This window comes from Saccharothrix carnea (assembly GCF_003014735.1).
Classification (GTDB): domain Bacteria; phylum Actinomycetota; class Actinomycetes; order Mycobacteriales; family Pseudonocardiaceae; genus Actinosynnema; species Actinosynnema carneum.
The window spans coordinates 1-13974 of the sequence record NZ_PYAX01000019.1 but is presented as its reverse complement, the minus strand read 5'-3'; the positions used below and the strand labels follow the sequence as shown (position 1 = coordinate 13974).

Annotated in this window: 13 protein-coding genes; 5 read left to right on the top strand and 8 right to left on the bottom strand. The window is 71.2% G+C overall.

Translation table 11 applies throughout. The annotated features are described in order from the left end of the window. Nucleotide 1: 1 nt before the first annotated feature. Entirely contained in the window at nucleotides 2–3289 is a 3288-nt protein-coding gene (locus B0I31_RS35000) for an AfsR/SARP family transcriptional regulator (protein WP_106619699.1), read from the bottom strand. A 160-nt stretch (nucleotides 3290–3449) separates the two neighbouring features. Between B0I31_RS35000 and B0I31_RS34995 the strand changes: the two genes are divergently transcribed. Both B0I31_RS34995 and B0I31_RS34990 read left to right on the top strand, forming a co-directional pair. Continuing rightward, on the top strand, nucleotides 3450–4991 hold the full coding sequence (locus B0I31_RS34995; protein WP_146174067.1) for a hypothetical protein: 1542 nt from the start codon (nucleotides 3450–3452) through the stop codon (nucleotides 4989–4991). A 145-nt stretch (nucleotides 4992–5136) separates the two neighbouring features. After that, the gene (locus B0I31_RS34990; RefSeq protein WP_106619697.1) at nucleotides 5137–6657 is read left to right on the top strand and encodes a C40 family peptidase; all 1521 of its coding nucleotides are present in this window, start codon (nucleotides 5137–5139) and stop codon (nucleotides 6655–6657) included. 218 nt (nucleotides 6658–6875) lie between these two features. On the opposite strand, the gene B0I31_RS34985 is transcribed toward B0I31_RS34990, so the two are convergent. From B0I31_RS34985 to B0I31_RS34960, 6 genes are all read right to left on the bottom strand, one after another. Further along, complete coding sequence (locus tag B0I31_RS34985; RefSeq protein ID WP_146174066.1) at nucleotides 6876–7253, bottom strand: hypothetical protein; 378 nt, start codon at nucleotides 7251–7253, stop codon at nucleotides 6876–6878. Between the two features lie 241 nt (nucleotides 7254–7494). After that, the gene (locus tag B0I31_RS34980; RefSeq protein ID WP_106619695.1) at nucleotides 7495–8211 is read right to left on the bottom strand and encodes a spermine/spermidine synthase domain-containing protein; all 717 of its coding nucleotides are present in this window, start codon (nucleotides 8209–8211) and stop codon (nucleotides 7495–7497) included. 158 nt (nucleotides 8212–8369) lie between these two features. Next, nucleotides 8370–8783 (bottom strand): arsenate-mycothiol transferase ArsC, encoded by a 414-nt coding sequence (locus B0I31_RS34975; RefSeq protein ID WP_106619694.1) that lies wholly within the window; start codon nucleotides 8781–8783, stop codon nucleotides 8370–8372. Then, entirely contained in the window at nucleotides 8780–9481 is a 702-nt protein-coding gene (locus B0I31_RS34970; protein WP_106619693.1) for an aquaporin, read from the bottom strand. Before B0I31_RS34970 ends, B0I31_RS34975 begins: the two co-directional genes overlap by 4 nt. Further along, complete coding sequence (locus B0I31_RS34965; RefSeq protein ID WP_106619692.1) at nucleotides 9482–10171, bottom strand: arsenate reductase/protein-tyrosine-phosphatase family protein; 690 nt, start codon at nucleotides 10169–10171, stop codon at nucleotides 9482–9484. Nucleotides 10172–10219: 48 nt separating this feature from the next. Further along, on the bottom strand, nucleotides 10220–10576 hold the full coding sequence (locus B0I31_RS34960; RefSeq protein WP_106619779.1) for an MmcQ/YjbR family DNA-binding protein: 357 nt from the start codon (nucleotides 10574–10576) through the stop codon (nucleotides 10220–10222). Nucleotides 10577–10778: 202 nt separating this feature from the next. Between B0I31_RS34960 and ligD the strand changes: the two genes are divergently transcribed. The 3 genes from ligD to B0I31_RS34945 all read left to right on the top strand — a co-directional run bounded on the left by ligD (nucleotide 10779) and on the right by B0I31_RS34945 (nucleotide 13842). After that, complete coding sequence (gene ligD / locus B0I31_RS34955) at nucleotides 10779–11762, top strand: non-homologous end-joining DNA ligase (protein WP_245950658.1); 984 nt, start codon at nucleotides 10779–10781, stop codon at nucleotides 11760–11762. A gap of 63 nt (nucleotides 11763–11825) precedes the next feature. Continuing rightward, nucleotides 11826–12308, top strand: a complete 483-nt coding sequence (locus B0I31_RS34950; RefSeq protein ID WP_219910951.1) for a DinB family protein — start codon at nucleotides 11826–11828, stop codon at nucleotides 12306–12308. A gap of 397 nt (nucleotides 12309–12705) precedes the next feature. Beyond that, the gene (locus tag B0I31_RS34945) at nucleotides 12706–13842 is read left to right on the top strand and encodes a VanZ family protein (protein WP_181320695.1); all 1137 of its coding nucleotides are present in this window, start codon (nucleotides 12706–12708) and stop codon (nucleotides 13840–13842) included. Here B0I31_RS34945 and B0I31_RS42990 read toward each other — a convergent pair. Further along, nucleotides 13839–13974, bottom strand: a 136-nt coding sequence (locus B0I31_RS42990) for a carboxyl transferase domain-containing protein (protein ID WP_181320694.1), incomplete at its 5' end; no start/stop codon positions are given. The two genes, B0I31_RS34945 and B0I31_RS42990, sit on opposite strands and share 4 nt — an antisense overlap.

Here is a 13974-nt window from a genome sequence, read left to right as displayed (position 1 = left end):
GTCAGGGTGCGGTCTGCTGCACACCTTCCGAGAGGTCGATGACTTCCGGTTGACGCCATGATGACTTCACCCGGTGCAGCAGCAGGGCCATCTCGGTGATCTCCGCCGCGCCGATCCGCCGGAACAGCGCGAGGGCGGCCTGCCACAGCTCCTCGGCCTCCTCCGGCCGCCGGGCCAGCGAGCCGAGCAGGCGCAGCGCCTGCGCCTGGCCGAACGGGTCACCGATCTCCCGGTGCAGCCGCAGCGCCTTCCCGGCCAGGTCGCGCGCCGCGTCGTGGTGACGCAGGTCCAGTTCCACGCGCGCCGCCTCCACCAGCGCCTGCGCCTCGCGCAGCCGGAACCCGGAGTCGCGTGCGAGCGCCAGCGCCGCCTGCACCTCGAGCAGCCCTTCGGCGGCCCGCCCCGCGGCCCGCAGCTCCCGGCCCGCCCCGAGCCAGGCGGTGATCTGCCCCTGCGCGTACCCGGCGTGCGCGCTCAACACCAACGCCTCGTGGTGCCTGCGCCGGGCGGTGGCCCGGTCACCGGAACGCAACGCCGTCGAACCGAGCGTGTTCAACGCGTCCGCCTCGTAGCGCATGTTGCCGGTCCGCCTCGCCAGTTCCAACGCCTGCGTGCCGCACTCGACCGCCTCCTCGTAACGCCCGGCCTCCCGGTGCGTGGCGGCGAGGTTCTGCAGCACTTCCGCTTCGTCGTGCCGGGCGTGCAGGCGTCGGTAGGTCTCCAAGGCGGCCTTGTGGTGCGACAGCGCCTCGTTCAACCTGCCCTGCCGCAGCCGAACACCGCCGAGGTTGTTGCGCGCCGTCGCACCCGTGTGCGCCAGGCCCAACTTCTCGCACAACGTCAGCGCGACCTGGAGGTGCTCCTCGGCGCGGTCCAACTCGCCGCGTTCCAGGTGCATGAAACCGAGGTTCACCAGCGTGGCGGCCTCCGTGCGGCGTTCTCCCAGCTCCCGGCACAACACCAGAGCACGCGAAGTGTGCTCCACCGCCGTGTCGACCTCGCCCAGCTCCAGGTGCACGATGCCGAGGTTGCTCAGCACCACGGCCTCACCCGTTCGTGACCCGGCAGCCCGGTGACCCTCCAGCGCGACCTCCAGGTCGCGCATCGCCGAGTCGTAGTCGCCGCGGCTCCAGTGCAGCATCCCGCGGCTGTTGTGCAGGAACGGCACCACGTCCCGCTGGCCGTGCGCACGTGCGGCGGTCAGCGCCGTGTCGGTGACGGCGACCAGGTCCGCGTCCAGCCGGCGCGAGTACAGGTAGCCGCGCACCGCGTCGGCCAGGTGCCAGCACAACTCGGGGGCGGCCGTCGCGGCGTGCTCGATGGCGGCGACCAGGTTCACGTGCTCGGCGGCGAACCAGGCCGCGGCCTCGGCGCCGTTGCCGAGGTAGGGCACCACCGGTTCGCTGCTCGGCGCGGGACGCGGCAGCCTGCTCAACGTCGGGTTGAGCAGTTCGGCCGCCGCGTCCGCGGTGTGCAGGCAGTGTTCGTGCCAGCGGCGCAGCGCGGCGGTGCGCTCGGGCTCGGAATCCTCCTCGGCGGCCTGCGTGCGCGCGTACAGCCGCAGCAGGTCGTGGAACTGGTAGCGGCGGGGCGCGTGCTGCTGCACCAGGCTCGCCGCGGCCAAGGCTTCGAGCAGGCGCGTCGCCGTGCCGAACGGCACCCCGAGCAACGCGGCGGCGGCCGGTGCGGTGAAGTCCGTGCCCGGCAGCAGCCCCAACCGCCGGAACAACACCTGTGCCTGCGGCGACAGGGCCGCGTAGGACGCGCTGAACGCGCTGCGCACGGCGGCGCTGTCGTCACCCTCCACGGCCAGGGCCGCCAACCGGTCGTCCTGCCGCAGTTCGGCCACGTAGTCGGCGATGTCGGGCTGGGGACGGGCGGACAGGTTGGCCGCGGCGATCCGCAACGCCAACGGCAACCGTGCGCACAGACCGGCCAGCAGCCCGCTCGCCGCGGGCTCCGCCGCCACCGCGTCGGCGCCGAGGATCGCGGCCAGCAACTCGCGCGCTTCCTCCTCCGTGAGCACGTCGAGCGACAACCGGCGGGCGCCCTGCAACGCGGTGAGGCCGCGCAGCTCGCTTCGGCTGGTCACCAGTGCCGCGCACGCGGCGTCGGCGGGCAGCAAGGGCCGCACCTGGTCGGCGTCGGCCGCGTTGTCCAGCACGACGAGCATCCGCCGCCCGCTCAGCATCGCCCGGTAGTGCGACTCCTGCTCGTCCTGCGCCAACGGCACCTGCTCGGCGGGCATGCCCAACACCCGCAGGAAGTAGCCGAGCGCCTGCGTCACCGACGTCGGCCGCGTGTTCGAGTAACCGTGCAGGTTGACGTGCAGGACACCGTCGGGGAACTCCGCGTTCAACCGGTGCGCCAGGTGGACCGCCAGCGCCGACTTGCCGACACCCGGCGGACCGGACAGCACCACGATCGGGGCGGCCGACCCGCCGGTGGCGCGCAACCGCTCCTCGGCCTCGCGGATCAGCTCCTCGCGGCCGACGAAGTCGCCGATGTCGGGTGGCACGGCGGGCCGCACGCGCACCACCCGTGCCCTCGGGGCGGCCAGCTCCGGGTCCTCCCGCAGGATCGCCTCCTGCAGCGCACGCACCTCCTCGCCCGGGCGCAACCCCAGCTCCTCGACCAGCGTGCGGTCGAGTTCCTGGTAGACGTGCAGCGCGTCGGCCTGCCGGTTGCACCGGTGCAGTGCCAGCATGAGCTGCGCCCAGAACCGCTCCTGGTACGGGTGTTCGGCGGTCAGCGCGGTCAGCTCGCCGACCAGGTCCTCGTGCCTGCCGAGCGCGAGGTCGGCGTCGACCCGCTGCGCCAGCGCCCGCAGGCGCTGCTCGGTCAGGGCGGGCACCACGTCCCGGTGCAACGACTCCGAAGGCACGTCGACCAGCGCCGGTCCCCGCCAGAGCGTCAACGCCCGGTGCAGCAACTCGGCGCGTTCCTCCGGTCGGGTGGCGACGCCCGCCTCCTTGGTCAGCGCGGCGAACCGGCCCACGTCGACCTGCTCGGGCGTGACGTCGACCAGGTACCCGCCGGGACAGGTGCGCACCACGGCGCCGTCACCGAGGGCCTGGCGCAGCCGCATCACGTACGCCTGGCACGTGCTGCGGGCCCGGTCCGGCGGTTCGTCACCCCACAACGCCGTGACCAGCGTGTCGACCGGGACGACAGCACCCGGTTGCAGCAGCAGCGCGGTCAGCACCACGCGGTGCTTGGCCGCCGACAAGGTGACCGCCACCCCGTCCTGCCGCGCGATCAACGGCCCCAGCACACCGAACTCCCACATCGCCGCCGCCCCACCTGATACGCCATTCGGAGTATTTGAATAGTACGGGTGCCGATAATCGGTTTTCCGCCGCGCGTCAACGAGCCGTCACTGAACGTCAACGAGCCGTCATCACCCCCTGCCACGGTTCACCCCACATCGCAGAACCGGGGGAGGAACCATGTCGAGCACTTCGCGCAGTCGAACGGGGATGTCGCTGCTCTTGGCGGCACTGGCGCTGGTGGGGCCCGTCGTGCCGGCGGCCACCGCGGCGGAGCGGGACCGGCCGACCGGTGGTCGGATCGCCGTGCTGCAGGGGGACCGGCTGTACGCCAACGAGGGGGACATAGCGGCACCGTGGGTGCTCCAGGAGGAGGGGGTGTCCGACTACGACCTCTTCGGTGACCGGATCGGCGTGGTCAAGGCCGGTGCCTTGCTGGTCAAGGAGGGTGATCTGGAACCGGGTTGGCACACCGTCAACCCCGATTCGGTCACCGACTTCCAGTTGGAGGACGACCGGATCGGCTACCTCGACCACGGTGAGCTGTGGGTGGTGGAGGGTGCGCTGGACGCCGAGCCCGTGCTCCAGGAGCGGGACGTGCGGGCGTTCCAGCTGCACGGCGACCGGATCGGCGTGCTGAAGAACGACGGCTCGCTGCTGGTGAAGGAGGGCGACCTCGGGCCGGGGTGGGAGGTGATCAACCCCGATTCGGTGACGGATTTCCAACTGTCGGGTGACCGCATCGCCTTCGCGGAAGGTGCCGAGCTGTGGGTCAAGGAGGGTGACCTGAGCGCGGACCCGGTGTTCCAGGAGCGGGACGTGCGGAAGTTCCAGCTCTCCGGTGACCGGATCGGGGTGCTGAAAGCCGATGGCTCGCTGCTGGTGAAGGGCGGCGACCTGGAGCCCGGTTGGTTCACCGTGAACACCGCCTCGGTGACCGACTTCCAACTCGACTACGACCGCATCGCGTTCACCGAGAGTGGTTCGCTGTGGGCGAAGGAGGGGCCGCTGGACGCCGAGCTCGTGCACCAGGAGGACGGCGTGTCCGCGTTCCTGCTCGCCGGTGACCGGGTCGCGGCCGTCAAGGACGGTGCCCTGCTGGTCAAGGCGGGCGACCTCGGGCCGGGCTGGCACACCGCCGCACCGGCGGGCGTCACCGGCTTCCGGCTCGTGCTGCCGCCGCGCGCCTCCGGCCTGGTGTCGTTGGCGGACCTGAAGGCGATCTTCGGCTACGTCGGCGACGAGCGCCTGATCGAGGAGGGCCTGCCCAAGCTGAACGAGGAGATGCGCGAGGGCCGGATCGACAACCCCGCGCGCATCGCCGCGTTCGTTGCGACCCTGCGCCGGGAGAGCGGATTCCGCTACAACGCCCAAGAGGCGGGCAATCCGAGCAACTACCGCGGTCGCGGCTACATCCAGCTCACCGGCGTCGCCAACTACCGCGGCGCGGGGGAGCACCTGGGCCACGACTTCGTGGCCACACCGGACGACGTGGCCACGCTCGAGTGGAGCGCACCCGTCGCCCGCTACTACTGGACCGTCGCCCGACCGAACACCAACGACTACGCCGACGCCCTCGACATGGGCGGCGTCAGCAAGAACATCGGCTACGCGAACCCGGCACAAGAGGACCCGCGCCGCTGCGCCGACTTCAAAGAAGCCTTGCGCCACTTCAACGGCGGCGCACTCCCACCGGGCCACATCAACTGCAACCGGCGCTGACCCGGGGAGCCGCGATGCCGCGTCCTCGCGTCCCGAACCCGCGGCGACGAGGCACTCGCCACCGGCCTGACATCCGGGCCGGTGAGTGCGCAGTCCGGATACAGCAGGCCCTTCTCGGGCCGCTCGGAACCTTACGGAGGACCACATGACAACCACGTTGGTGAGGCTGCTCCTCGCTGCCGTCATCGCGATCGGGGTGGTGCCGGCGGCGCACGCCGGCCAGGTCGCTCGCGCGGCGCCGGACTGCGGGCTGCTCGGCGGTGGTGCGGCGGTCGAAGCGGAGCGCGCGGTCGCGGAGGCCTGCGGGTTGGTCGGCACGCCGTACTCGTGGGGCGGTGGGCACGAAAAGGAGCCGGGGATCACCTACGGCATCTGCGATCCGGCGCACGGTGCACCCAACGACTGCCACGTGCGGGGCCTGGACTGCTCCGGTTTCGTCCGGTACGCCTACGCGTTGGCCGTGGGCGAGGACATCATCGACGGGACCACCCGCATCCAGTGGCAGAGTTCGCGGGCGGTCGACCGGTTCTCCCGGGACGAGGGCCTGGCCCCGCTGGTTCCGGGCGACCTGCTGTTCTACGGCGCCACGGCGGGCAAGATCCACCACGTCGCGATGTACCTCGGTGACGGGTGGATCGTGGAGGCGCCGCAGTCGGGCCAGTTGGTGAAGGTGTCCGACCACTCCCGCCACCGCGACTACTTCGGTGCGCTGCGGCTGTTCCCCGGCGGCACGGGGAGCGGTCCGGCGCCGGGTGCCGATCGGGTCGGGTACGTGGACCACGGCGAGCTGTGGGTGGCCGAGGGCGAGTTGGGTTCCGACCCGGTGTTGCAGGAAGGCGGTGTCCGGCAGTTCCGGATGTCGGGCAAGCGGATCGCCGTGCTCGACGACCAGGGTGCGTTGCTGGTGAAGGAAGGCGACCTCGGGCCCGGCTGGGAGGTGGTGAACCCGGACTCGGTGACGGACTTCCAGCTGTGGGGCGAGCGGATCGGCTACCTCGACCACGGCGGGCTGTGGGTCGAGGAAGGTGGTCTGGACGCCGATCCGGTGTTCCAGGAGGCGGACGTGCGGAAGTTCCAGCTTCACGGCGACCGCGTCGGCGTGCTCAAGCAGGACGGCACGCTCCTGGTGAAAGAAGGTGATCTCGGACCGGGGTGGATCACCGCCGAGACCGGCGTGGCGGATTTCCAGCTCTTCGGCGCGCGGATCGGCGTGCTGAAGAACGGCGAGCTGCTGGTGAAGGACGAGGAGCTGACCGCGCCGTGGGTGTCGCAGGAGCACGGCGTGAGCCGGTTCCAGCTGTCCGGCGACCGCATCGCCGCCCTGGTGGGCGAGGCGCTGCTGGTGAAGGAGGGCGACCTCGGCCCCGGTTGGGAGACCGTGGCCGCCGATTCGGTGGCCGACTTCCAGCTCGACACCGACCGGATCGCCGTGCTGGAGCGTTCCGGTGAACTGTTCGCCAAGGAAGGTGACCTGACCGCGCCGTGGGTTTCCCAGGAACAAGCGGTCACTGCATTCCAACTCGACGGTGTGCGCATCGCGGTCGTGCGGAATGGTGCGCTGATGGTCAAGCACGGCGACCTCGGGCCGGGCTGGCTGACGGTCAACCCCGACTCGGTGACGGCATTCCAGATCGGTGCCGATCTCAACCTCCCGACCCGCCTCTGACGACCCGCATCTTCACCCTCTCCGGCCTCCCTCGTAAGTAATGAGGGAGGTCGGAAAGTGGTGCGGCGTAAATGGTAGGCGGGAAAAAGGACTGCCGTGGTGGAGGCTCGGCGCGGTCGCTCAGAAGTGCGGTTAGGTGGAGATGTGGTCATACGGCGATCCGGTCACATGAAACCACCCCCGACCGCGGTTGCGGTCGGGGGTGGCGCCTCCGGTTCTCAGCAGATGCGGACCGCCGGCGTCTGGAAGCGGCGCTGGCCGCGGACTTCCATCCAGCCGACGATGTCCTGGCCACACTGCAGGTTCTGCTCCAGCCAGACACTGCTCTTCGTCTCGTCGGGGTAGATCTCGACCTCCTCCGGAGACGCGTGGCTGACACCGGCGTGGTCATAACCGAAACGCACCCAGATGGGGTTGCCCGAATTCTTGTCGTACGCGACTCCGACATCCCGGGCCTCGACGAGCAGGCACAGCAGGCCGCTGTCCAGCGGATTGCACTCGAAGCCGGACTCCCGAGGTGCGGCGGAGGCCGGTGTCACCACCACTCCGGCGCTCAATGCGGCGGCGATCAACAAAGCTGACAGAGACTTCCTCACGGTGAACCCCCAGATTCGATTACCGTTGGGATCGTGTGTTTTTCGATCCGGTTACCACGGTATGCGGGGTGTTCGTTGATGTCGATTACCTGATGGTGTGAATGCGACCGTGGGAATTCTTTCGCGCCCTCTGGCCGGTCCGGGTGCGGGGGTGTGCCTTGACGGCTGTTCGACAATGGGGTGAAGCTGCGCCGGCGCAAGCTCGTCGAAGGTGACCCGCGGCGGTTCTACGGACGCCGGGTCAGGCGGAGGTCGTGGCCAGGTAGACCGTGGCCGTCGCCTCACGTTGTTGCAGCGGGTTGTGGAAGCGGACGACCTCGGCGCGGGCCCGGGCGAACCGGTCGGCGAGCGCCGCGGTGTAGGCGTCGTCCGGCGGTTCGTTGGACCACAGGGCGAACACGCCGCCGGGGTGCAGGCGCGCGGCCACGCGGCGCAGGCCTTCGGGTTCGTAGAAGTCGGCGTTGCCCGGGTGGAGCAGGTGCCGGGGCGAGTGGTCGATGTCGACGATGATCGCGTGGAAGCGCCGTTCCGGGTCGGCCGGGTCCAGGCCCTGGTCGGAGCGCGAGAGCGCGAAGAAGTCCGCGTGGACCAGTCGGCAACGCGGGTCGGACGCCAGCGCCTGCCCGCCGGGCAGCAGGCCGCGCTGGTGCCACTCGATGACCTCGCCGAGAGCGTCGATGACGATCATCGACCGCACGTCCGGGTTCTCCAGCACGGTCCGCGCGGTGTAGCCCAGGCCCAGGCCGCCCACGACGACGTCCAGCGGCCCGTGCAGGTCCGCGAGCGCCAGGTGCGCCAGTTCGACCTCGGACACGGTGAACAGGCTCGACATCAGGAACTCGTCGTTGAGCTTGATCTCGTGGACCTCGCGGTCGAAGGCGGGGTCCCACCGGCGGCGCAGCACGAGTTCGCCCAGCGGCGTCTGGCGCCAGTCCAGTTCCTGGAAACGCGCACTCATCGGGTTACCTCCGGACGGGTGTGGTCGAGGACCACAGTGGACCGCGAGCAAGCGGTGAGCGCACGGCGGGGCCCATCGTCGCAGCACGGCCCCGACCGGGTGAGGGTGGGCCCCGGCGGAGTGGGGGCGGCTCCGGCCGGGGCTCGACGGCTCGACGGCTAGGCGGGTCCGTCGAGGAGTTCGGCGAGCAGGCCGCGCACGCGGCGGTCGATGTCGTCGCGGATCGGGCGGACGGCGTCGACGCCCTGGCCTGCGGGGTCTTCGAGTTCCCAGTCGAGGTAGCGCTTGCCGGGGAAGACGGGGCAGGTGTCGCCGCAGCCCATGGTGATGACGACGTCGGAGGCTTCGACGTCCTCGGTGGTCAGCTTGGACGGCACTTCGGCGGTGATGTCCAGGCCGAGTTCGGCCAGCGCCTCGGCGGCGGCGGGGTTGACCTGGTCGGCGGGCGCGGAGCCGGCCGAACGGACGGTGACGCGACCGAGGGCGTAGTGCTGGAGCAAGGCGGCGGCCATCTGCGAGCGTCCGGCGTTGTGGACGCAGACGAACAGGACTTCAGGCTTGGTGAGGCTCAACGGACGTGTCCTTCGGCGACGGCGGTGACGGTGGGTTCGGCCGGGTGGAGGGTGCGCAGGAGCGGCACGGCCACCACGACGGCGACGAGCTGCGCCAGCACGAACACCGGCACGGACGAGGGTGCGATCCCGGCGAACGAGTCGCTGAACACGCGGCCCACGGTGATGGCGGGATTGGCGAAGCTGGTGGAGCTGGTGAAGAAGTACGCGGCGCCGATGTACGCGCCCACGGCCGCCGGTGCGAGGGCGGCCCGCCCCGTGCGGACCAGCGAGAAGATGACCAGCAAAAGGCCGGTGGTGGCGACCACCTCGGACAGTCCGTGCGCGAGGGTGGCCCGTTCGGTGGTGCTGATGCTGACCGGCGCCGCCTCGAACATGGTGTTGGCCAGCACCGCGCCGGTGACGCATCCGAGCACCTGGACCAGCGCGTACGGCGGCACGTCACGCCAGGGCAGACCGCGGAACGCGGCGTCCACGACGGACACGACCGGGTTGAAGTGACCACCGCTGACCGGGCCGAAGACCAGGATGATGGCGTAGAGGCCGACAGCGGTGGCGGCGGCGTTCTCCAGCAGTTGCAGGCCGACGTCGCCGGGGGACAGGCGTTGCGCGGCGATGCCGGAGCCGATCACCAGGGCGGCGAGCAGCAGGCTGCCGAGGTACTCGGCCAGGAGCCGGTGGGGGAGCGGGCGGGGCATTCAGGATCCCTCGATGGCGGGGCGGACGGCGGGCACGAGGCGTTCGACGCGATCGGAGAGGTCGTGGAACGCGGCGTCGAACGCGTCCGGTGTCCCGACCGCGGCCGGATCGGGCACGGACCAGTGCAACCGGTCGGCGTCGTCGGTGAGTTCCTCGTGGGCGTTGTCGCACACCGCGACCACGAGGTCATCGGGACGCCGCACGTCGTCGAGGTGCTGCGGACGGGCACGGGTCAACGACAGCCCGTGCGTGCGGGCCGTGGCGACGGCCAGCGGGTGCACGCGTTGCGCGGGTCGGGTGCCCGCGCTGGCGGCCGGGACGCTGCTGCGCCGCTTCCACAGCGCGGCGGCCAACTGCGAGCGGGCCGAGTTGTGGCTGCACACGAACACCACGCGTGGCGCCTGCCGGAGGCCGCTCGGCACGAGGTCGCTGAGCGCGGCGGTGCGCAGCCGGAGGTAGGTGCGCCGGTGGTCGCCCTCCGACCGGGACCGCTCCACGATCCCCGCCTGTTCGAGCAGCTTCACGTGGTGGGCGAGCAGGTTGCTGGGCAGCCCGAGCCGGCGACCGACCTCGCCGGGTGAGGCGTCGCCGAGCACGAGCAGGTCCACCACGGCCAGCCGGGCGGGCTCGCCCAACGCCGCGTGGACGCGTGCGCGCGCCACCGTGCCCGAAGGCCAGTCAGTACTCATTGACTCAATGATGCTTGAGCAGTCCGCCGCCGTCAACAGCGGCGGACGTCACTGCGCGCGCTGCGCCGGGTCGGGCACCCGGGCGACCAGGTCCTCGGGCGCGGACAGCCGCCAGGCCTCGAAGACCAGCTCGGACAGCTCGTCTGCCTCGATACCGACCAGGTAGACGACCACCCAGCCGAAACCGCCGGAGGTGAACTGCTCCTCGAACACGTCCGGCCGTTCGGCCACCAGCGCCTGCTGCTCGGACAGCAGTTGCTTCAGCCCCACGGTCTGCGTGCGCGGCCAGTAGTAGCCGAACCGCTTGCCGTGCACGCTGAACGAGCTGTAGTCGCCGCCTTCCGCGCGCTTGACGTCGACGAGCGTGTTCACCATGCGGATGAACTCGTCACTGCTCACTGCCACCGCGTCCCCCACCGAAGTCCAGGCGCACAGTGTAGGCGGCCCGGGTCGGCCGCCGCGTCCACGCCGAACGGTCGGTGACCCTCGCCCGGTCCTGTCAACGCTCGACGGGTCGTAGCGCCCACGATCGTGGCCGCCGATGTGCGGTTACCGGCGGCGCGGGTGACACTGGGCGGGCCGTGGTCCGTCTACAAGGGACGGTCGCATGCCGATGCGCGCCGAGTCCGGTTTCCCCGAGTTGATCAGGCCCATGCTGGCGTCGTCGGGACAGCTGCCGACGGGGTCCGGGTGGGCGTTCGAGTTCAAGTGGGACGGTGTCCGGGCGGTCACCTACGTGCGTGGTGGTCGGGTGCGGGCGATGACCCGCAACGACCTGGAGGTGTCCGCGACTTACCCGGAGGTGCGGGCGCTGTCGTCACTTTTGGGTGACCGTGAGGCGGTGTTCGACGGCGAGATCGTCGCTCTGGGTGCCCGGAAGCAGCCCGACTTCGGCCGGTTGCAGGCCCGGATGCACGTCGCCCGACCCGGTGACGACCTGCTGACCCGCGTGCCGGTCGTGTACTACGTGTTCGACCTGCTCCACGTGGACGGCCGGTCGCTGCTCGGCGCCCCGTACGCGGAACGGCGGCAGGAGCTGGCGGAGCTGGGGCTGGGCGGGTGTGCGGACGTGCGCGTGCCGCCGACGTTCAGCGAGGCGCACGGTGCGGACGTGCTCTCGGTGGCCGAGGACTACGGGCTCGAAGGCGTGGTGGCCAAGCGGGTGACGTCGCGTTACGAGCCGGGACGGCGGTCGACGGCTTGGGTGAAGGTGCCGTTGGTGCGCACGCAGGAGGTGTTGATCGGCGGGTGGAGGCCCGGTGACGGACGTCGTGCGGGCACGATCGGGTCGTTGTTGTTGGGGGTGAGGTCCGACGACGGGCTGCGGTACGTGGGCAAGGTCGGCACCGGGTTCACCCACTCGGCGTTGGTGGACCTGCAGGAGCGGCTGCGGCCGTTGGCACGGCAGGGTTCGCCGTTCGTCGACCCGGTGCCCGCCGACCACGCCCGCCACGCGCACTGGGTGCGGCCGGAGCTGGTCGGCGAGGTCGAGTACCGCACGTGGACGACGGACGGACGGCTGCGGCACTCGTCGTGGCGGGGGCTGCGGCCGGACAAGGCCCCGGACGACGTCCGGCCGCCGACGCGGTGAACCGGAATTGTCGGTGCTGCCTGTTAACGTCCGCCGTGATCCGACCAACAGGGGGGCGGACCGGTGGAGGACGACGAAAAGGCGGCACTGTCGCTGTTCCTGGATGCCCAGCGCGGTGCCGTGCTGGCGATCCTCGAAGGTCTTGACGAGGAGGCTTTGCGGACCGCGGTCCTGCCATCGGGCTGGACGCCGCTGGGCATGGTCGAGCACCTCGGTTACGCCGAGCGGCACTGGTTCCAGGAGATCCTCCGCGGCCACGCCGACCCCTTACCGTGGCCGGACGATCCGGCGCCCCTCACCACGCCACGTGGGTCGGCGGAGGTCTTCGCCTTCTACCGGGAACAGTGCGAGCGGTCGAACGTCATCCTCGCCACCACGCCGCTGGACACCAGCCCGGTGGGCCGGTTCCCCGACCCGCTCGGCGCGGAGACCACCGACCTGCGGCGGATCGTGCTGCACATGATCGAGGAGACCGCCCGCCATGCCGGCCACCTCGACGCCGTGCGGGAACTGCTGGACGGCAAAACCGGACTCGGACCACGCTGACCGGGCACGGCCTCACCACAGAGCCACCGCCCCGGCCACGCCACCGCCCGAACCGCTCGGCCAACCCCATCCGCCGCGCGCAACTGCCCTGTCGCCCCGGGCGACGGCCTCCGCCGAACCGGGCGGCCGCCTGCGCCGGGCGGGACTGCTCTGGCGACGGCCTCTGCCGGGCCGGGTGGCCGCCTGTGCCGGGCCGGGTGGCGGTTACCGCCGCGCCCGCAGCCGGGACGACCGCGTGGCGGTCGGGGGTAGCCGCGCGGGCCGCTGGGTCGTCCATGGATCCCCATCCTTCGGTGGAAGCACTCGACAGCGGTTCGGTGCGGTGGCCAAGTCGGTTCGATCACTCGATCAGGTGAATGGCGGGCGGGCGGTGGAGGCACGGCTTAGCGTGGCCGCCGTGTCGGTGCGGCTGAGCGAGTCGATCATCACGCTGGTGCTGTTCGCCCTGCTGGTGCCGGTGGCGGTGTTGCCGTGGGTGCACTGGCAGTACCGGCGTCACGGTCGGCTGCGCGGGTGGACGGCGGTCGTCGCGGCGGCGGGCGCGCTGTACGGGTGTGGTCTGCTGGCGTTCACGCTGTTCCCGTTGCCGGACGTGACCAGCGGGTTCTGCACGGGCCGGACGGCGCGCGACTACTGGCAGCCCCGGCCGTTCGCGTCGCTGGACGACATCGCCGCCGCCGGGTTCTCGCCGACCAGCCCGGCGTTCCTCCAAGTGGCGCTGAACGTGGTGCTGTTCGTCCCCCTGGGTTTCCTGCTGTGCTACCGGTTACGACGCGGTGTCGTGGCCGCGACCGCGATCGGGCTGCTGGTGTCGCTCGCGGTGGAGACCACCCAGGGCACGGCTGTGTTCGGCCTCTACCCCTGCCCGTACCGCATCGCCGACGTGGACGACCTGATGACCAACACGGCGGGCACGGTCGTCGGGTGGCTGCTCGCGCGGTGGGTCGGCCGGTGGCTGCCCGCGGCCGTGCCGGAGCCCGTGGCCGACACCGGGCCGCCCGGCCTGGTGCGCCGAGGGCTGGCGTTCGCGGGTGACCTGCTCACCATGGCGCTGGTGCAGGTCGCGTGCCGGGTGGTGCTCGTGCTGGTGGGTGAGGGCACCGGGACGCGCCGGCTGACCGACCTCGCCGTGTCCGACTGGTTCGGGGCCGTGCTCGGCGTGCTGGTGCCGGTGGTCGCCACGGTCGTCGTGCCGCTGCTGCGCGCCGACCGGGCCACGCCGGGGCAGGTGGCGTTCAACCTCGCCCTGACCGAAGCGCGCACGGGCGGCACGGCACCGGCGCGGGCTGTGGTGCTGCGGTTCGTGGTGTGGTGGCTACCGGTCCTGCTGCTGATCTCGACCGGGCACGGCGGTGTCGTGCTGTTCGCGGCCGTCGTGGTCGGTCTCGCGGCCCGCTCCCGAACCGACCGCCGCAGCCTGCTCGGCCTGATCGCCGCCACCGACACCACCACCGCGAGAGTCCTGCGTTCAGCACGCGAGAGTCCAACGCTCAGGAACCCTGAATTCAACGCTCGGCACAAGCCGGAGCCCTAGAGCGGTGTGTTGCCGTGTTTGCGGCGGGGTGGTTCGATGCGTTTGTCGCGGAGTGCGTTGAGGCCGCGGGCGATGGCGGCGCGGGTGTCGGCGGGGTCGATGACGTCGTCGACGAGGCCGTGTTCGGCGGCG

Coding starts and splice junctions, on each gene's coding strand:
- B0I31_RS34980 (WP_106619695.1), bottom strand. CDS start 8,211: ATGAGTGCGCGTTTCCAGGAACTGGACTGGCGCCAGACGCCGCTGGGC.
- B0I31_RS34970 (WP_106619693.1), bottom strand. CDS start 9,481: ATGCCCCGCCCGCTCCCCCACCGGCTCCTGGCCGAGTACCTCGGCAGC.
- ligD (WP_245950658.1), top strand. CDS start 10,779: ATGCCGATGCGCGCCGAGTCCGGTTTCCCCGAGTTGATCAGGCCCATG.
- B0I31_RS34990 (WP_106619697.1), top strand. CDS start 5,137: ATGACAACCACGTTGGTGAGGCTGCTCCTCGCTGCCGTCATCGCGATC.
- B0I31_RS34995 (WP_146174067.1), top strand. CDS start 3,450: ATGTCGAGCACTTCGCGCAGTCGAACGGGGATGTCGCTGCTCTTGGCG.
- B0I31_RS34965 (WP_106619692.1), bottom strand. CDS start 10,171: ATGAGTACTGACTGGCCTTCGGGCACGGTGGCGCGCGCACGCGTCCAC.
- B0I31_RS35000 (WP_106619699.1), bottom strand. CDS start 3,289: ATGTGGGAGTTCGGTGTGCTGGGGCCGTTGATCGCGCGGCAGGACGGG.